The sequence below is a fragment of the Magnetovibrio sp. genome, assembly GCF_036568125.1.
Lineage (GTDB): Bacteria > Pseudomonadota > Alphaproteobacteria > Rhodospirillales > Magnetovibrionaceae > Magnetovibrio.
In genome coordinates, this window is sequence record NZ_DATCTF010000012.1 from 72580 (window position 1) to 90756 (window position 18177).

The following is an 18177-nucleotide window of genomic DNA, read 5'->3' on the forward strand; positions in this document are numbered from 1 at the left end:
TCGGGCTTAGCCCTTGAGGACCTCCACCATGGTCTTGCCCAGCGTTGCCGGCGACGAAGCGACGGTGATGCCCGCACTTTTCATCGCTTCGATCTTGTCACCTGCGGTCCCCTTACCGCCGGAAATGATCGCCCCGGCGTGACCCATGCGGCGTCCCGGCGGTGCGGTGACGCCGGCAATGAAGCCGACCACGGGTTTTTTGACGCTGGAAGCTTTCAGGAACTCGGCGGCTTCTTCTTCTGCCGTGCCGCCGATTTCGCCGATCATGATGATGGACTCGGTCTCATCGTCGGCCAAGAACATGTCCAGGCAGTCGATAAAGTTGGTGCCGTTGACCGGGTCGCCGCCGATGCCGATACAGGTCGACTGGCCGAGGCCCGCTTCGGTGGTCTGCGCCACGGCTTCATAGGTCAAGGTGCCCGAACGCGACACGATGCCGACACGCCCACGGGTGTGGATGTGACCCGGCATGATGCCGATCTTGCATTCGCCCGGCGTGATCACGCCCGGACAGTTGGGGCCGACCAAACGGGTTTTGGAACCGGCCAAGGCGCGTTTGACCCGCACCATGTCGAGCACCGGAATGCCCTCGGTGATGCACACCGCCAGTTCGACTTCGGCGTCGATGGCTTCCAAAATCGCATCGGCTGCAAACGGCGGCGGAACGTAAATCACGGACGCGTTGGCGCCGGTTTTTTCCACCGCATCGGCGACCGTGTCGAACACCGGCAGGTCCAAATGTTTGGAACCGCCTTTGCCCGGCGTCACACCGCCGACCATGTTGGTTCCATAAGCGATAGCCTGTTCGGAATGGAAGGTGCCCTGCGCGCCGGTGAAGCCCTGGCAGATGACCTTGGTATTTTTATCGACGAGTACGGACATCTTACGCAGCCTCCTTAACGGCCTGAACGATCTTTTCTGCGGCATCGCCCAGATCGTCGGCGGAGACGATGGGAAGTCCCGACTCGGCCAATATTTTCTTACCCAACTCGACATTGGTGCCTTCAAGGCGCACCACGAGGGGAACGTTGAGGCTGACTTCGCGCGCCGCCGCGACCACGCCGTCGGCGATGACGTCGCAGCGCATGATGCCGCCGAAGATGTTAACCAAGATGCCTTCGACGTTGGCATCCGACAGGATCAACTTGAACGCCGTGGTGACGCGTTCCTTGGTCGCGCCGCCGCCGACATCCAGGAAGTTGGCGGGATCGCCGCCGAACAACTTGATGATATCCATGGTCGCCATCGCCAGACCGGCGCCGTTGACCATGCAGCCGATGTTGCCGTCCAGCTTGATGTAGTTGAGGTCGTGACGCGCGGCTTCCAACTCGGCCGGATCTTCTTCGTCTTCGTCGCGCAGTTCGGCCACGTCTTTTTGACGAAACAGCGCGTTGTCGTCGAAGTTCATTTTGGCATCCAGCGCCATCACCGCGCCTTCGCCGGTAACCACCAGCGGGTTGATCTCGATCATCGACGCATCGAGTGCGTTGAACGCATCGTACATGCTCAGCATCAACTTCACCGCCGCGCCGACCTGCTTGCCTTCGAGGCCCAGACCGAACGCCAATTTACGAGCGTGAAATCCTTGCATGCCGATGGCCGGGTCGATGGTCACGTGAATGATCTTTTCCGGCGTTTTCGCCGCGACCTCTTCGATGTCCATGCCGCCTTCGGTCGACGCCATGACGGTCACCCGCGAGGTCGCGCGGTCGATCAAAAAGCTGAGATACAGCTCGCGCTGAATGTCACAGCCTTCCTCGATATAGACGCGCTTCACTTCCTTGCCTTCGGGGCCGGTCTGATGCGTGACCAGTTGCATGCCCAGCATGTCGTTGGCGGTGGCGCGGACGTCTTCGATGGATTTCACCACCTTGACGCCGCCGCCCTTGCCGCGACCACCGGCGTGAATTTGCGCCTTAACGACCCACACAGGGCCGCCCAATTCCTTGGCGACGGCCTCGGCCTCGGGCGCGGTGTACGCCACCTTGCCGTTGGGCACCGCGACGCCGTATTTGGCGAGCAGCTGCTTGGCTTGATACTCGTGAATGTTCATATGTCTCTGTCCTCTCAGGGCCCCATGAATATGGGGACCCTGCCTCAGTTTTTTTACTTCGCGGCCTCAGGCGTGGTGCCCGACGCAGTGGCTGCCGCTTTGGGTGCTGCCTTGCGCGCCGGTGTCTTTTTTGCAGGTGTCTTTTTTGCGGGAGCCTTTTTCACCGGCGCCTTTTTCGCAGCGGCTTTTTTGGCCGGTGCCTTTTTCGCGGGAGCGGCTGCGCCGGCTTCCAGTTTCTTGATGGTGTCGACGAGACCAAACACAGCCTTCACCGACTTGTTGAACAATGCCTTTTCGGTGCGATCGAGTTTGATCTCGACGATGCGTTCCACACCCTTGGCACCAATCACCACCGGCACGCCGACGTACATGTCCTTGACGCCGTATTCGCCCTTCAGATATGCCGCGCACGGCATCACGGATTTTTTGTCCTTGAGATAGGCTTCGGCCATCTTGATGCCTGCGGCGGCGGGGGCGTAGTAAGCGGATCCGGTCTTCAACAGCCCGACGATTTCCGCGCCGCCGTCACGGGTGCGCTGGACGATTTCGTCCATTTTCGCCTGGGTGGTCCATTTCATGGCGATCAGATCGGGCACCGGGATACCGGCGACGGTGGAATAACGCGGCAGCGGCACCATGGTGTCGCCGTGACCGCCGAGCACGAACGCGGTGACGTCTTCAACCGAGACGTTGAATTCTTCGGCCATGAACAATTGCATGCGCGCGCTGTCGAGAACACCCGCCATGCCGACGACCATGTGCGGCGGCAGGCCCGAGGCCTCACGCAGCGCCCACACCATCGCGTCGAGCGGGTTGGTGATGCACACCACGAAAGCTTTGGGCGCGTACTTTTTGATGCCAGCGCCGACTTGCTTCATAACGCTGACGTTGATCGACAGCAAATCGTCGCGGCTCATGCCCGGCTTGCGCGCCACGCCCGCGGTGACGATGACCACGTCCGCACCGCGAATGCCCGCGTAGCTTTTGGTGCCTTTGAGCTGCGCGTTGAACCCTTCGATCGGCGACGATTGGGCGATGTCCAGCGATTTGCCCTGGGGCACGCCGTCCATGATGTCGAACATGACGATGTCGCCCAATTCCTTGAGACTGGCCAAGTGAGCCAGCGTGCCGCCGATGTTGCCTGCGCCGATAAGTGCGATTTTGCTGCGTGCCATTTTTAAGTACCCTATCCCTGTCTCGTGACGCACCGTGATTTTCGGTCGGCGTCTGGTTCGTTTCACGTTCGGTTGCGTGTGCAACCGGTTATCTGTCCATCTCGGCTGCGTTCGCAGCGTTTCAATCTCTATTCCGGCCTTGTTCTCAGCCGGGGCGCGCCATGCTGCGCTGCACAAAAACCCATTTGTTCCTAGCGTGATTCCCTGCCCGGGGCAAGGCAAAAACAGCCCAAAAGGGTAGGATTGTGCCTGATCGTCTTTTTTCGCTCTTTTTCGTTCCTCAATCCCCGCGTTTTTCGTGTTTCAGTACCATGTATGACTCTGATTGCATTTCCACAAGACGCGAGGATGTGCGTTCGAATTCGAACGCGCCCTCGCCCTCGACATAGAGCTCCATCGGCCCGACCTCGGCGGAACAAATCAATTTGACGTGGCCTTCGTACATGGCGTCGATCAGCGTGACGAACCGTCGCGCGACGTCCTTGTTTTCAGCGCTCATTTGCGGAATGCCGGGAATGATCAAGGTGTGAAAGCGCCGCGCCAATTCCAAATAATCGGCGGGCCCCAAGGGTCGTTCGCAAATATCGCTAAACTGCACCATCGCCACGCCTTGGGCGGCTTTCGGCACCGCGATGTCGCGCCCTTGCACTGGTATGGTCGCCGCGTGGGCACGCGCGCCGTGGGTCAGGGTGACGAACGCCTGTTCGAGCTTGGCGCGCGCCGCGGCATCGTCGGGATACAGGTATACGTCCAACTGGCGCATGTGTTCGAGGCGGTAATCTGTTTTGCCGTCGAGCTGCAACACGTCCATCTTGCGTTCGATGAGATCGATGAACGGCAAGAACGCGTCGCGCTGCAAACCGTTCTTGTACAAGTCACACGGCGGGCGGTTGGAGGTCGACACCACCACCACGCCTTTTTCGAACAGCACCCCGAACAGGCGGCTCAGGATCATCGCGTCGGCGATGTCGGTGACTTGAAATTCGTCAAAGCAAAACAGCGCCGCTTCCGCCGCGATCTGTTCGGCAACCGGCGGGATCGGATCGGCTTCGCGGCCCTTGAATTTTCGGTATTCGTTGAGACGAATATGCACCTGCTGCATGAAGGCGTGAAAGTGCACCCGGCGCTTGCGCTTGACCGGCGCGTCTTCGAAAAACATATCCATGAGCATGGACTTGCCGCGCCCAACGCCGCCATAGAAATAGATGCCTTGGGGCGGGTCCTCGCGGCGACGCTCCAGACCGAAGCGTTCCTTCCACCCCACCGGACCGGAGCGCGGTTCGTATTCTTGCAAGGCTTTGTGCAGGCTTTGCAACTTTTCCACCGCAAGCGCTTGGGCGGGGTCGTGCTTCAATTCGCCCGAAAAAATGCGCTCTCGATAAGCGGCGAGCGGACCTTTCGGCGGTGCTCCATCAGGAACGGACATGACAGGCCTTCAGCCTTTTATTTTGCAACTGCACAAATGTAAGCCTAAGAACTGATGGAGCTTAAGTAAATAGCTGTTTTTTCTGTACTTTAACGACCCATCCAACGCTTGAGCGATAACGGTTATTTTGCCGCCAAAAGTTGTCGAAGCGGGGGTTGCGACCCAGCGCCGTCCGGGGCAGACTGGTGCAAGCCCAAGACAAAGCAAGCCTGTAACAGAAAGACGACCTCATGATCGGCGAAAGCCTGCTTGATAACGAACCCGTCATCCGCCTCTCCGCCTTTATCGGCATTTTCGCGGTGATGGCGCTGTTGGAACTGGCCGCGCCGCGCCGTCCGCTCTATGTGTCCAAAAAACTGCGCTGGTTTTCCAACCTCGGCATCGTCGTGCTCAACACAGCGCTTGCCCGGGTGATTTTGCCGATGGCTCCGGTGGCGTTCGCCTTCGTCGCCCAGGAACACGGCTGGGGCGTATTCAACATCGTTGCCTGGAACGGTTGGGTCGAGTTGGTGCTGGTCGTGGTGCTGATGGATTTTTTCATCTGGCTGCAGCACGTCATGGTCCACGCGATCCCGCTGCTGTGGCGGTTGCACCGCATGCACCACACCGACATCGATTACGACGTCACCACCGGAGCGCGCTTTCATCCCATTGAAATTTTGCTGTCGTTCGCCATCAAGTTCGCGGTGATCGCGTTGCTGGGCGCCAGCCCGGTGGCGGTGTTGGCGTTCGAGATCATTCTCAACGCCACCTCGATGTTCAACCACGCCAACGTGCGTTTGCCGTTGGGTCTGGATGCGGTGCTGCGTTGGTTGGTGGTCACCCCGGACATGCACCGCGTGCATCATTCGGCGGTGCCGCGCGAATGCAATTCGAATTTCGGCTTTAACCTTCCGTGGTGGGATCGTTTGTTCGGCACCTACACCGCCCAACCGGGGGCCGGCCACGAAGCCATGACCATCGGCCTCGATATGTTTCGCGAAGATCACGAAGCGCGCCTCGATCAAATGCTGATCCAACCGTTCAAGTGCGCGCGGGGCGAATATGCCATCAACCGCCGTGATTGGGATTGACCTTGCCGCCAACGCCCCTCAAAGCCGGACGCGAGACCGCCGAGTTTACCTTCGAGGTGCAGCACATCGGCCTCGACATGACCTTCCATCATCCCAAGGGCCGCGACCTTGGCCTCGACGCCGCCGTTATCGAAACCTTTGAGAGCGAGCGTGAGCACGCGGAAATTTTCATTCAAAACGCAACCGGCACGGCCTTTTCCACCGAAGAGTTACTGAGCTGGTTTTTGCTGCAAACCGGCACCACCTTGGCCGATCAGTTGCCCAAATCGGCATTGGATAAAGGCGAGGGGCACGTGTTTGTGACCTTTCCCATCCGCTTTGAACAAGGCGTCTTTCACATGATCACCGAGGAGGGCGCACAGGATCTGTCGGCGCTCAAAGTCATGTCCAAGGTCACCATCCACAAACGCCCATCGCAGCCACCACGTTGACGCCGCGCCCGAACAGGGGAATAGTCGGCGCTCACCTAATCATGAGGATTTTTCCATGCCTGAACGCGAAGACCCACGCAGCCCCGAAGAAACCCTCAAAGCCCAACGCACCATGGTTTTCATCTTCGGCTTCGCCACCTTGATGCCGACGCTGTGGATGGTGATGATGTCGTCAAACGGCATTACCCTTGGTCAAGGCAGCGACGCTTTTGCATCGGTACTGATATATTGGGGCCTGGCTGCGCCAGTGGTGTGGCTGCTTGCCAATGGCTTGGCGCTTAAAAAGATCGCCGCCAACGACGGCGAGGGTGCTCGATATTACCCACTGGTCCCGGCCTTTTGGGCGATCATCTGGTTCGCCGCACAGGTAGGCGGCTAAACAGAGTTGATCTTAATGCCGGGTTTGTTTAGACAGAGTGGATAAGGTGATCAGGGACGCCTTACCTGCCGAAAGCCGATAGCCCCTGCTGACCTCAACACCATCATCCTAATCGTTTTCTTGGATCATTCGGAGCGGGCCGATCCACACAAGAGGAAACAGTCATGGCTGATATTGTTGATTCACTTAAATCACACGCTCGAAAGCTTCAACGCGACGTGCAACACGCACACCCGCGCGCACTTGCACGCATCCGAACGCTGCACGAGTTGCAGCATTTTGACGATACCGCTTTGCCCGCACATATTCGGCGTCGCCATTGCTTGACCGTCATCGCACGTGAGCTTGGATTCCAAGGCTGGGGGCACGCCGTGCATAGCCTGCGCGACGACACCAGCTTCGGTCGCCTGCTGTATCCGCCCCGGTGCAATGGGCACATCAACATTTGGTGCGCATCCTATGAAGAGGCGCAAATCGTCCAAGCCCAACATGGCGGCTATCTGCTCGCCTACCAAAACCAATTTCTGGTGGTTGAAGACGGCTATATCAAAACTCTTGGCTTGGACCCCAAAGACCCCGACTGGCGGCACATTGGCTATAATTGGGTCGAACCACGGGATCTCCACGCGCGCAATCGCTTATACCGAAAATTGGTTCGCGCCTCACTGCGACAGTGAGCGCGCGCACAAGGTTTCATAGCGCTCAAAACCCATGATACCTCACCAACCGCAGTGAAAATGTTGCTGTAGTTCGATAATGGAATTCTATGGCGCATGCTTTGCAAGCATTTTCAAAAGCGGTTCGGAATCTTTGCATGCTTTTGCTTCTGCCGCTCGGTAGAGATCAATGAGATCTTTACCGAGCGGTGTAAGCGTCGCCCCGCCTTTTTCCTTACCACCCATTTCGGTTGTGATGACGGGCTGGTCGAAGGCTTCTTGCAGCGTGTTGAGCAAATGCCATGCGCGGCGATAGGCCATCCCCATTGCACGGGCCGCCGATGAAATGGAGCCTTCGCGGACCACGCTTTCCAACAGCATGATTTTGCCCGGCCCGATCGAGGTGCCGTTCAATTGAATTTTCAGGCGGACCTTTGCCTCGTGACCTGTCATGACGTGGATGCTCCTGCGGCACGGTCTTTCGCGCGATCTTCTCGATACAAATAATTTGAACGGATGAATTGACCAGATCAATCGAAACATTTAGCTTATGCGCTATGACAATATAATCATATCGGGTTCGAGCCCCCCCCAGAACCGATATTGGAAAGGGAAAAACGATGAAGCGCTTTGTGTGGATGGTGTTGGCTTCGTTGCTGAGCACGGCGACCGCCGTCACAACGGCAACGGCGAACGAATACATTACCGTTGCATCGACGACCTCAACCGCGAACTCCGGCTTGTTCGATGATCTGCTGCCGCAGTTCACCCAAAAAACCGGTGTCGAGGTGCGCGTCGTCGCGGTCGGCACCGGACAGGCCTTGAAGATCGCGCGCAACGGCGACGCCGACGTGTTGTTCGTGCATCATCGTCCCTCCGAAGAAGCCTTCGTCGCGGAAGGCTACGGGGTCAAACGATACGGGGTCATGTACAACGACTTTGTCATCGTCGGGCCCAAGGCCGATCCTGCGCATGTCGGCGGCTGTGCTTCCGCCACGGATGCCTTGTCGAAAATTTCAACCTCTCAAAGCGTATTCGTATCACGCGGTGACGACAGCGGCACCAACAAGCGCGAAAAGTCCTTGTGGAAAGCCACCGGCGTGCAATCGGGTGAGCCCACGGGTTCTTGGTACCGCAGCACCGGTTCCGGCATGGGCGCGACGCTGAACACCGCAGCCGGTAGCGGCGGCTACGCCCTTTCCGATCGCGGCACCTGGATCAGCTTCAAAAACAAGCAAGACCTGACCTTGGTCTGCGAAGGCGACCCTGCCCTGTTTAATCCTTACGGCGTGATGTTGGTCAACCCAGCCAAGCACCCGCACGTGAAGGCCAAAGACGGACAAGCCTTTATCGACTGGCTGATTTCCGCCGAAGGACAAGCGGCCATCGGCAACTTTAAGCTCGAAGGCGAAACACTGTTCACACCCAGCACCAGCAACTAGATCCCACGTCCGGTTGCTGAATGTCGCCGCTTATCGACCGCACACTCGATAAGCGGCCCCCCTAAGGCCGCTGGTTTCGACCGGCGGCCTTCTCTTTTTGCCAACCTGAAACGATGCGTAAGCGCATTCCTGTCAGCACCACCGACAGTTCCCCGCAGGTTCATTTACGCGTTCATCTTTGCCAGCAATCTTGCGGCGCAATCCAACACACGCTTCGATGTCTCGACGCAACTGCCGTCAATGGAAAGGCATTCTCTTGATTCTTTGATTTTCCCCGCTTGGGCGAGGACAACTGCATCGGACGCGGCCTGATGCAGTTCCCTGTGAACAGTGTCCAATTCGGCATATTCCGGTAAGTGCCGATATCGGGCATCTACGCTATTGATCCACTTTCCCAACTCGCACGCATCGTCTCGCGCGATCTGGTCGGGATCGAGCCGAGCCGGATTCTGAATATTACTCAAAATATCCTGCAGCCACGAAATGTGCATATGCGTAATTTGCGAGAAATCCATTGCCCGGTCATCTTTCACACAAATTCTATTGCGTCCCCAGATTGCGCCCCATTCCCTTGAGCTATTGTAACATCAACCAACATTCTTAACCAAAACAACGCTCGATGGATGACCTAATCTGCGCTCCAACTCATCCAACTTGGCAGTTGTTTCGACCCTTCGCCTTTGCGCTGTACATGGCTTTATCCGCACGCAAGATTAAACCATCGAGTTTGTTCGTTTCTTCATTCAACTGGCTGACGCCGATACTGGCCGTAATGGTATTTTCAGACCCAACGACATTTATTGCGGTAATCGCCTGACGCAAACGTTCGGCCGTTTTCAAGGCTGCATCTTGGTCGGCTTCTTGCAGCAACACGATGAATTCTTCCCCTCCAAATCGCGCCGGCAGGTCGGTCTCTCGACACACTTGACGGAAGCAGCTGGCGATCTCGACCAGAACCTGATCCCCGACGGCATGACCATAGGTGTCGTTGATCCGCTTGAAGTGATCGATGTCCAACATCAGCACGGACATATTGCGGCCATAGCGTTTGCTACTTTGAAAAATCCGCTCCGCCTCTTCGTAGAACGCACGCCGGTTGGTCATGCCGGTCAAGGGATCGACGGAAGCCAGCAGTTCGAGCTCTTTGGTGCGGTCATCGACTTTTTGTTCCAATGTTGCGTTCAGTTCCACCAGCGCTTGTTGGGTCAACGCAAAGCGACGCAACGAAATCACAATCATGGCCAGGGAGAACACCAACAATCCCCACGCGATCGGCATGCGAGTCCAGGGCAGAACGTTGTGGGCGACGCCCATGTCGACCAGCAGGAACAGGCTGAATACCGCAAAGGTTACAATGACCGCTTTAACCTCGTTGGCGACGGATTTAAATCTCGAAAACGCAACAGTGAACAAGACGATCAGGCTAAAGGTCAGCAAGGCGTCAAAGACCAGATATAGGCTCGACAGTTCAAGCAGTCCGGCGACTGACCCACCAATGGCGAAAACGACAAAACCGGAATGACCGATCCAAATGGGGGTGATCAACTTCATATGTCGGCCGCGGCACCATGTGCCGAACAACAAGGCCATGATGATGGGAAGTGAAAAATACGCGGTTGCGCCGAAGTGGTCCCACACCAAAGGTGCGTTGAACACGAACTGTTTCATCTGACTTTGCGACAGCAGCATGATGCTCGACGCGAGGGTAAACAGGGAAATCAACAGATACGCCCGCCGCTCCGACTGAACCAGAGCGAACATCAAGGCAACCAATGAAATCAACAAAGACAAGCCGCCGATGACAATTTGCTCCGTCGAGCCGACGACGATTTTCTGATAGAGATCGAGGCGCTCCATCAGCATCACCTCGCCCCATAGGCCGATGTCGCTGTAGCTGGAATAGACCCGAAAATAAATTGGCTTACCCGAAAACTCTGCCGGCAGGTCGATCTGATGCCATGGCCAACCTTCGAACTGCCCCTGCCCGTCTTGATCGAACGTTCCGTAATGATAGATGCGCTTGCCGTCCAGATAGACCTCGGCGATCAAGTCCACGCTGTAGATATACAATACCGGATCGCGCCACGCGCCATCGGGAAGCGTAACGCGATACCACACATTGCGTTGACCATCTCGACCCGGTGGGTTGGATGGGAAATCGATATCGCGCCAAGCGGCCTGCTCGGCGTTTTCGAGTACCCATTCGGGCGTGCCGGTAGCGTCAAAAGGGGAATCGCCCCAACGATACTGCCACCCTGCATCCAGTGTACGCGGTGCGTCCTGCGCGAACGCGAACCAAGGCATAAGAAAACAAACGACAATCAGCCAAGTCCTGGTCAAAACCGGGCTGAAGAAAAGCACGTTGATGCCCGTCATCAAATAACCCTACCCCCACATGCACTTAATAATGACTATATTTTCGCCTTTTACTCACCCACAGACATTCCGCGCGTGCCCGTCGCGATAACCCGAGATGATCGGCATATCACGTTATGTGGGGAAGCAAGTTCGACGATGCTAAGTAAAATTGCAATATCATCACAAGATTCGATCATCTGAACAAAAAAGGCCGCTGATCGAAATCAGCGGCCTTTGACTTTGCGATGAACCAGGCTTAGCGGCGCTTGAGCAACAGGTGCTTGATTTCCGCAATCGCCTTGCCCGGGTTGAGATGTTTGGGGCAGGTGTTGGTACAGTTCATGATGGTGTGGCAGCGATACAGACGGAACGGATCGTCGATGTTGTCGAGACGTTCACCTTTGGCTTCATCGCGCGAGTCCGCTATCCAGCGATATGCCTGTAACAAGATCGCCGGACCGAGATACCGGTCGCCGTTCCACCAATAGCTGGGACAACTGGTCTGACAGCAGAAGCACAGGATGCATTCCCACATGCCATCGAGCTCTTTGCGCTCGCTGACGCTTTGCAGACGTTCGGCGGTCGGCGCGGGGGTATCGGATTTCAACCACGGCTCGATTGATGCGTACTGCGCATACGGCACACTCAAATCCGGAACCAAGTCCTTGATCACCGGCATGTGCGGCAACGGATAGACTTTGACGTCACCGCGAATGTCCTTAATCGGTTTGGTGCACGCCAGCGTATTGGTGCCGTCGATGTTGAACGCGCACGAACCGCACACGCCTTCGCGGCACGAACGGCGGAAGGTCAGAGTACTATCGATCTCGTTCTTGATCTTGATCAGCGCGTCGAGAACCATCGGACCGCAAGTGTCCAAGTCGACCTCGTAGGTGTCGACGCGAGGGTTGGCGTCGCTGTCGGGATCATAGCGATAGATCTTGAAACGCTTGAGGTTCTTCACCCCGGTGTCTGCCTTGTGCAGCTTGCCGCGCATGACCTTGGAATTGGCGGGAAGATTGAATTCAACCATGTCTCTGTCCTCCCCGCTTAATACACACGAGCTTTCGGCTCGATGTATTCGACCTCGTCGGTCAGGGTCCATGTGTGCACCGGGCGATAGTCGAGTTTGACGGTGTTGCCGTCGTCAAGCCACGCCACGGTGTGCTTCATCCACGTTTCGTCGTTGCGCTCAGGGAAGTCGTCGCGGGCATGGGCGCCACGGCTTTCTTCGCGGTTCAATGCCGAATGCACGGTGGCCTGCGCGCAGGCAAGCAGGTTTTCCAATTCCAACGCTTCGACCAGATCGGAGTTCCAGATCATCGAGCGATCGTTGATGGAAATCTCGCCCAGACCGCCGACGATGTCGTCGATCTTCTTTTTGCCGTCCGCCAGCACAGTGGCGTCGCGGAACACCGCTGCGTCGCGTTGCATGGTGCGTTGCATGTCGTCGCGGATTTTCGCCGTCGGCAATTCGCCGTTGGCGTGGCGCATCTTATCGAAACGATCCAGCGCCTTGTCGGCACTGTCTTTGGCCAGGGATTTTTGTTCCGCACCGGCTTTCAACGTATCGCGCGCGCGCAACGCGGCGGCGCGGCCGAACACCACGATGTCGAGCAGCGAGTTGGTGCCAAGACGGTTGGCCCCGTGCACCGAAACACACGCCGCTTCGCCAATCGCCATCAAGCCCGGACACACCGCGTCGGGATCGTCCTTGGTCGGACGCAAGACTTCGCCGTGAATATTGGTGGGAATGCCGCCCATGTTGTAATGCACAGTCGGAATCACCGGAATCGGATCGCGGGTCACATCGACACCGGCAAACACCTTGGCGCTTTCCGAAATGCCCGGCAGCCGTTCCGCCAGCATGTCCGCGCCGAGATGTTCTAGGTGCAACATGATGTGGTCTTGCTCGTCACCGACGCCACGGCCTTCGAGGATCTCAACCGTCATGGCGCGCGACACCACGTCGCGTGATGCCAAGTCCTTGGCGGTCGGCGCGTAGCGTTCCATGAAGCGTTCGCCGTTTGAATTGGTCAGGTAACCACCTTCGCCGCGCGCGCCTTCGGTGATCAACACGCCCGCGCCATAAATGCCGGTGGGGTGGAACTGCACGAATTCCATGTCCTGCAGCGGCAGACCCGCGCGCGCCACCATGCCGTGACCGTCGCCGGTGCAGGTGTGCGCCGAGGTGCACGAGAACCAAGCACGACCATAACCGCCCGACGCCAGCACCGTGGTCTGGGCACGGAAACGGTGAATGGAGCCGTCTTCCAAGTTCCACGCAATCACGCCGCGACATTCGCCGTCTTCGTCCATGATCAAATCAAGGGCGATGAACTCGACGAAAAATTCCGCGTCATGACGCAGGCTTTGCTGATAAAGCGTGTGCAAGATTGCGTGGCCGGTGCGGTCCGCCGCGGCGCATGCGCGCGGCACCGGGGCCTCGCCGAAATTTTTCATGTGGCCGCCGAAAGGACGCTGATAAATCTTGCCCTCTTCGTTGCGCGAAAACGGCACGCCGAAGTGCTCCAGCTCGTACACGGCTTGGGGCGCGTTGCGACACATGTATTCGATGGCGTCTTGATCGCCGAGCCAGTCGGAGCCTTTGACTGTGTCGTACATGTGCCACTGCCAACTGTCTTCGTCCATGTTGCCAAGCGCGGCGCCGATGCCGCCCTGGGCCGCCACGGTGTGGCTGCGGGTGGGGAACACCTTGGTGATGCAAGCGGTCTTGAGACCGGCCTTGGTCATGCCGAACGTGGCGCGCAAACCTGCGCCGCCTGCGCCGACAACCACGCAGTCATAGGTGTGATCTGTGATGGGATAGGCTTCAGTCATAATCGATCATCCAGCAAGCGAGATTTTGAGAACGGCGAAGACGGCAGAGGCGGCGAACACCACCGTGGCGTACTTCACGAAGAGCAGCATGCCCATTTTCCAGACTTCGGAATGCACGTAATCTTCGATCACGACTTGCAGGCCGAGCTGCGCATGGTGGAACATCGCCACCACGAACAGCACCAAGAAGACGGCATTGCCAAACTCGCCCAGCCAGGCGTGAAAGGCCGCGTAATCGCTGCCGGTCAGCGAAATCAGCGAATAGATGAACCACAAAGACAGCGGCAGCAAGGCCACCGCGCTCATGCGTTGGGCCCACCAGTGGTGCACGCCTTCTCGGGTCGATCCGAGACCGCGCACGCGTCCCAGTTTGGATTGCAGGCTGCGGGCTTGTTGCGGGGTGTTGATCATGTCCGGTTCCTCCTCACAACTTGCCGACGTGGCCGTAAGCCATCAACCAGCTGAGCACCGTCAGCGACAGCGAGGCGATCACCACGATCGCGCCGGTGATGCGCAACTTGGGCATCTCGAAGCCCCACAGCATATCCCAGCCCAGATGCCGGATGCCGTTACACATGTGATAAAACAGCGAGAACGTGAAGCCGAACAGCACCAAGCGACCGAACCACGATTCCAGCACCCCTTGCGCACGCGCGAACGCTTCCGGCCCGTACGCCGCGGATGCCAGCCAGTACGCCAGCAGCAACGCGGCAAACGCCAGTACTACGCCGGTGGCACGATGGGTAATCGATAGAATGGATGTGATTTGCGGGCGGTAAACCTGCAAATGCGGTGAAAGCGGTCTGGTCTTGTTTGGCATGTGCCGGTTCTCCCCTCTCTTTTATAGAGGTCCTTTGTTCAGTGTCCCGTCCCCCAACGGGTGTGTCAACGAAACCCGGGACGTTCAAGTCCGGGGCATCAAAACAGTGTAGTCGAAATCCAGTACTACCGCCGGATCGTATTTGCCCGCCTCATCCTTATAGGGGAAGTCTTGGGCGCTTTTGTCTTTCAGGCCCACGGTACGCAGTCGCAACGCGCCGACGCCGGGGTGGCCGGGAAGTTCCATTTTGTCGAGCACTTCGCTCCACGCATAGACCGTGTCACCGGCGAAAATCGGCGACACATGCGCGCCGCCATTGATCGCGGCGATCTTGAACGCATTGGCGAGGCCGTTGAACGACAGCGCGCGACAGATCGAAATCACATGACCACCATAGACGATGCGTTTGCCGAACCGTCCGTCTTTTTCACTGTGCTGATTGAAGTGAACGCGGGCGCTGTTTTGATACAAACGCGTGGCGAGCTGGTGTTCGGCTTCTTCGACCGTGAAGCCGTCGACATGGTCGATCTTTTCGCCAACGGTGTAATCGCCCCATGCGTACGGGCTGCCGGCAAGTTGGAAATTGTATTCCGCCATGTCCAAATCGGTCGGCGCGGCAAGGTGCTCGGCCCCGACGCAGTCGGGTAGATCGGGCACCACCGGGCCACTTTCCGGCACGTTTGGGGCGGGCGTGGACGGGTCTTTTTTGTTGACCATCACCCAGCGCACGAAATCCGCGACCAATTCACCGCGTTGGTTTTCGCCGATGGTGTGAACGTAAACGATGCCGGTTTTGCCGCTTGAGGTTTCCTTCAGGCCGATGACCTTGGAACCCGCGCTCAGCGTATCGCCCGCATAAACCGGCGTCACCATGCGCCCGGCGGCGTAGCCCAGGTTGGCCACCGCGTTCAACGATACATCCGGTACCGATTTTCCGAACACGACGTGAAAGGCCAAAAGATCGTCGATGGGCGCGGCTTCATAGCCGATGTCCATGGCGAAGCTGTCGGCGGACTGCACCGCGAAACGCGATCCGTAAAGCGCGCAGTACAGCGCCACGTCGCCTTCCGTCACGGTGCGTGGCGTTGCGTGTTCAAGAACTTGACCGAGCTGAAAATCTTCGAAGAAATTCCCCGCTCCCGTTTTTTTCACACCCGACATGTCGGTCCCTCTGAATTTCGTGCTGATGCCGTCTACGCGGTTTCCATTTTCCCGATCATATCGGCCAAATGCACCAAGCGGCGCGCCTGTTCGACGTGCAGGTTTTCGATCAGTTTGCCATCGACCACGACCACGCCCTTACCTTCGGATTGGGCGGCTTCGAAAGCTTCGATGATTTTTTGCGACCACGCAACCTCGTCGGTCGACGGGGCGAAGATCTCGTTGGCCTTGGCGATGGTCTTGGGATGGATCAGCGTTTTGCCGTCAAAACCCATATCGCGGCCTTGCTCACACGAATACGCGAAGCCTTCGTCGTCATCCAAATCCAGATGCACGCCATCGACGATCGCCAGCCCATAGGCGCGTGCGACCAGCAGGCAATGGCTTAGCGATGCCTGCATCGGCACCCGCTCGCGGGTGTGCGCGGCGCGCAGATCCTTGGCCAGATCGGACGTGCCCATCACCAACCCGCCGACCCGTGGGCTGGCGGAACCGATGTCTTGGGCGTTGAGAATGCCAAGTGGGGTTTCCATCATGCACCAGATGCTTTGGTGCGCGGGCGCGCCTTGGGCTTCCATGATGCGCTCGACTTGATGAATGGTGGTCGGTCCTTCGACCTTGGGCAGCAAGATCGCATCCGCACCCGATGTCGCGGCTGCCGCGATATCTTCATAGCCCCACGGCGTATCCAGGCCGTTGACACGTACGATGCATTCGCGCTGACCATATCCACCTGCGGCCAGCGCGGAAACGATTTCGGCGCGCGCCTGTTCCTTGGCGTCCGGCGCGACCGCGTCTTCGAGATCCATGATCAAGGCATCGCACGCCAGGGTGCGGCCCTTTTCCAGGGCGCGGGCGTTTGAGCCGGGCATGTACAAAACGCTGCGCCGGGGGCGCTGGTTTTGGAGCGATTGTGTGCTGGGCATGGGGAGGCCTCCGCTGATCTTTTCTTTTCGCACCTGCGAAATAGCAATATGCCCCCGTTGATAAATCAAGGCAAGCCCTCACGATGGGCGCTGTCGACTGACTTGATTTTACTCATTATAGTGTGACTAATATCAAGGGCGCCGCGACCCAAACATTGAGGAACATCATGTCGGAACATGGGTATCTGGAACAGGTCCGGTTTTTGATCATAGATGACAACGCCTTCAGCCGCCAATTGACTCGACGCATTCTCAACCAATTCGGCGCTCGCGAAATTCACGAAGCCGAAAACGGTGCCCGGGCCAAAGATGAAGTCAAATCGTTCAAGCCGGACATCATTATCGTTGATTGGGTGATGAGCCCGGTCAACGGCATGGAGTTCGTGCGTTGGCTGCGTGAAGGTCCGGACAGTCCCGAGCCGTTCACCCCGGTCATCATGGTCACGGCATATTCCCATTTGCACAACATCATGCAAGCGCGTGATGCGGGCATCAATGAATTCCTCACCAAGCCCATATCCGCAAAATCCTTGATCAAACGCGTTCAGTCGGTGATTGAAAAACCCCGCCAATTCGTGCGTGCCGACGAATATTTCGGTCCCGACCGGCGTCGCCGGGACCTACCGCACCGCGGCACCGAACGTCGCAGCGACCTGATGGATGACGGCGACGTGGTCGATCTCGGTCCGCACACGACAGGCTGAGGACGCTAACCTCTACCGTGCGCTCGGTTGTTTGGCGAATTCCGCCATGGTATTGTGAACATCTTCGGTGTTGGGGAGACGGCGTCACATGGGCCAGAGCAGTTATCTAGCCAACGTCAAGTTCCTGATTGCTGACGACAACGCCTTCATGCGCACGATCATTCGGCGCATTTTGGCGACGCTCGGCGCTCAAGATATCCGTGAAGCCGGGGATGGTGCCGAAGCCTTGAAAATCATCCAAACCTGGCCCGCCGACATCATTCTGTTGGATTGGGAAATGACGCCGTTCGACGGCATCGAATTCACCACCATGATGCGCCACACCCATGACGCCATCAATACGTTCGTACCGATCATCATGATATCCGCCCATTCGGAATATTGGCGGATTTCCAAAGCGCGCGACGCCGGGGTCACCGAATTTCTGGTCAAACCCATATCCGCGCACACGTTGTTTTCACGGATACGCAACGTAATCGAGCGCCCGCGCCCGTTCGTCAACGCGCCCGGTTTTTTCGGTCCCGACCGCCGCCGCCACGAAGCGAAACACACCCAAGAACGCCGCGAGCACGAACCTGAGCAAATCTCGCCCGACCGGGTCATGGAGCAAGACGAAATCAACGCCTTCTTCAATCATGCAGACACCGCACAACTGCCGCACTACCCCCCGCCCAAAACAGAATAGGGCAAAACAAAACCGCCCCAACCGATGGCTGGGACGGTTTGTGTTCA

The 18177-nt window shown here is 57.7% G+C and carries 19 protein-coding genes and 1 pseudogene; 7 read left to right on the forward strand and 13 right to left on the reverse strand.

Translation table 11 applies throughout. The features are described 5' to 3' along the window. Positions 1-6: 6 nt before the first annotated feature. The 4 genes and pseudogenes from sucD to zapE form a co-directional block, all read right to left on the reverse strand. A complete protein-coding gene (sucD, locus tag VIN96_RS09780; protein WP_331895810.1) occupies positions 7-882 on the reverse strand; it encodes a succinate--CoA ligase subunit alpha in 876 nt (291 codons plus the stop codon). A gap of 1 nt (position 883) precedes the next feature. Continuing rightward, a complete protein-coding gene (gene sucC, locus VIN96_RS09785) occupies positions 884-2053 on the reverse strand; it encodes an ADP-forming succinate--CoA ligase subunit beta (RefSeq protein WP_331895812.1) in 1170 nt (389 codons plus the stop codon). 230 nt (positions 2054-2283) lie between these two features. Further along, positions 2284-3228, reverse strand: a pseudogene (gene mdh / locus VIN96_RS09790) (malate dehydrogenase); the annotation flags it as partial. Positions 3229-3508: 280 nt separating this feature from the next. Continuing rightward, complete coding sequence (gene zapE, locus VIN96_RS09795; protein WP_331895813.1) at positions 3509-4654, reverse strand: cell division protein ZapE; 1146 nt, start codon at positions 4652-4654, stop codon at positions 3509-3511. 230 nt (positions 4655-4884) lie between these two features. Between zapE and VIN96_RS09800 the strand changes: the two genes are divergently transcribed. The 4 genes from VIN96_RS09800 to VIN96_RS09815 all read left to right on the forward strand — a co-directional run bounded on the left by VIN96_RS09800 (position 4885) and on the right by VIN96_RS09815 (position 7214). Continuing rightward, complete coding sequence (locus VIN96_RS09800; protein ID WP_331895815.1) at positions 4885-5727, forward strand: sterol desaturase family protein; 843 nt, start codon at positions 4885-4887, stop codon at positions 5725-5727. A gap of 2 nt (positions 5728-5729) precedes the next feature. Next, positions 5730-6158, forward strand: coding sequence for a hypothetical protein (locus VIN96_RS09805; protein WP_331895816.1), 429 nt, complete (start codon positions 5730-5732; stop codon positions 6156-6158). A 55-nt stretch (positions 6159-6213) separates the two neighbouring features. After that, positions 6214-6537 (forward strand): hypothetical protein, encoded by a 324-nt coding sequence (locus VIN96_RS09810; RefSeq protein ID WP_331895817.1) that lies wholly within the window; start codon positions 6214-6216, stop codon positions 6535-6537. A gap of 164 nt (positions 6538-6701) precedes the next feature. Further along, positions 6702-7214, forward strand: a complete 513-nt coding sequence (locus VIN96_RS09815; protein ID WP_331895819.1) for a hypothetical protein — start codon at positions 6702-6704, stop codon at positions 7212-7214. An 87-nt stretch (positions 7215-7301) separates the two neighbouring features. On the opposite strand, the gene VIN96_RS09820 is transcribed toward VIN96_RS09815, so the two are convergent. Further along, complete coding sequence (locus VIN96_RS09820) at positions 7302-7646, reverse strand: winged helix-turn-helix domain-containing protein (RefSeq protein WP_331895821.1); 345 nt, start codon at positions 7644-7646, stop codon at positions 7302-7304. Positions 7647-7813: 167 nt separating this feature from the next. Between VIN96_RS09820 and VIN96_RS09825 the strand changes: the two genes are divergently transcribed. Beyond that, entirely contained in the window at positions 7814-8635 is an 822-nt protein-coding gene (locus tag VIN96_RS09825) for a substrate-binding domain-containing protein (protein WP_331895823.1), read from the forward strand. Between the two features lie 164 nt (positions 8636-8799). Here the strand turns inward: VIN96_RS09825 and VIN96_RS09830 are convergent, their stop codons facing one another. The 8 genes from VIN96_RS09830 to VIN96_RS09865 form a co-directional block, all read right to left on the reverse strand. Next, the gene (locus VIN96_RS09830) at positions 8800-9150 is read right to left on the reverse strand and encodes a CZB domain-containing protein (protein WP_331895824.1); all 351 of its coding nucleotides are present in this window, start codon (positions 9148-9150) and stop codon (positions 8800-8802) included. Positions 9151-9280: 130 nt separating this feature from the next. Beyond that, complete coding sequence (locus VIN96_RS09835; RefSeq protein ID WP_331895826.1) at positions 9281-11011, reverse strand: diguanylate cyclase; 1731 nt, start codon at positions 11009-11011, stop codon at positions 9281-9283. A gap of 238 nt (positions 11012-11249) precedes the next feature. Further along, on the reverse strand, positions 11250-12026 hold the full coding sequence (locus VIN96_RS09840; RefSeq protein WP_331895828.1) for a succinate dehydrogenase iron-sulfur subunit: 777 nt from the start codon (positions 12024-12026) through the stop codon (positions 11250-11252). A gap of 17 nt (positions 12027-12043) precedes the next feature. After that, complete coding sequence (gene sdhA / locus VIN96_RS09845) at positions 12044-13834, reverse strand: succinate dehydrogenase flavoprotein subunit (RefSeq protein WP_331895830.1); 1791 nt, start codon at positions 13832-13834, stop codon at positions 12044-12046. A gap of 6 nt (positions 13835-13840) precedes the next feature. Beyond that, positions 13841-14245 (reverse strand): succinate dehydrogenase, hydrophobic membrane anchor protein, encoded by a 405-nt coding sequence (gene sdhD / locus VIN96_RS09850; RefSeq protein WP_331895831.1) that lies wholly within the window; start codon positions 14243-14245, stop codon positions 13841-13843. A 13-nt stretch (positions 14246-14258) separates the two neighbouring features. Continuing rightward, positions 14259-14654: a succinate dehydrogenase, cytochrome b556 subunit gene (sdhC, locus tag VIN96_RS09855; RefSeq protein WP_331895833.1), complete on the reverse strand. Its 396-nt coding sequence runs from the start codon at positions 14652-14654 to the stop codon at positions 14259-14261. Between the two features lie 84 nt (positions 14655-14738). Further along, positions 14739-15806 (reverse strand): MaoC family dehydratase, encoded by a 1068-nt coding sequence (locus VIN96_RS09860; RefSeq protein WP_331896055.1) that lies wholly within the window; start codon positions 15804-15806, stop codon positions 14739-14741. A 41-nt stretch (positions 15807-15847) separates the two neighbouring features. After that, complete coding sequence (locus VIN96_RS09865) at positions 15848-16741, reverse strand: CoA ester lyase (RefSeq protein ID WP_331895835.1); 894 nt, start codon at positions 16739-16741, stop codon at positions 15848-15850. Positions 16742-16908: 167 nt separating this feature from the next. Between VIN96_RS09865 and VIN96_RS09870 the strand changes: the two genes are divergently transcribed. Then, the gene (locus VIN96_RS09870; RefSeq protein ID WP_331895837.1) at positions 16909-17445 is read left to right on the forward strand and encodes a response regulator; all 537 of its coding nucleotides are present in this window, start codon (positions 16909-16911) and stop codon (positions 17443-17445) included. An 88-nt stretch (positions 17446-17533) separates the two neighbouring features. Continuing rightward, on the forward strand, positions 17534-18130 hold the full coding sequence (locus VIN96_RS09875; RefSeq protein ID WP_331895838.1) for a response regulator: 597 nt from the start codon (positions 17534-17536) through the stop codon (positions 18128-18130). Positions 18131-18177: the final 47 nt, after the last annotated feature.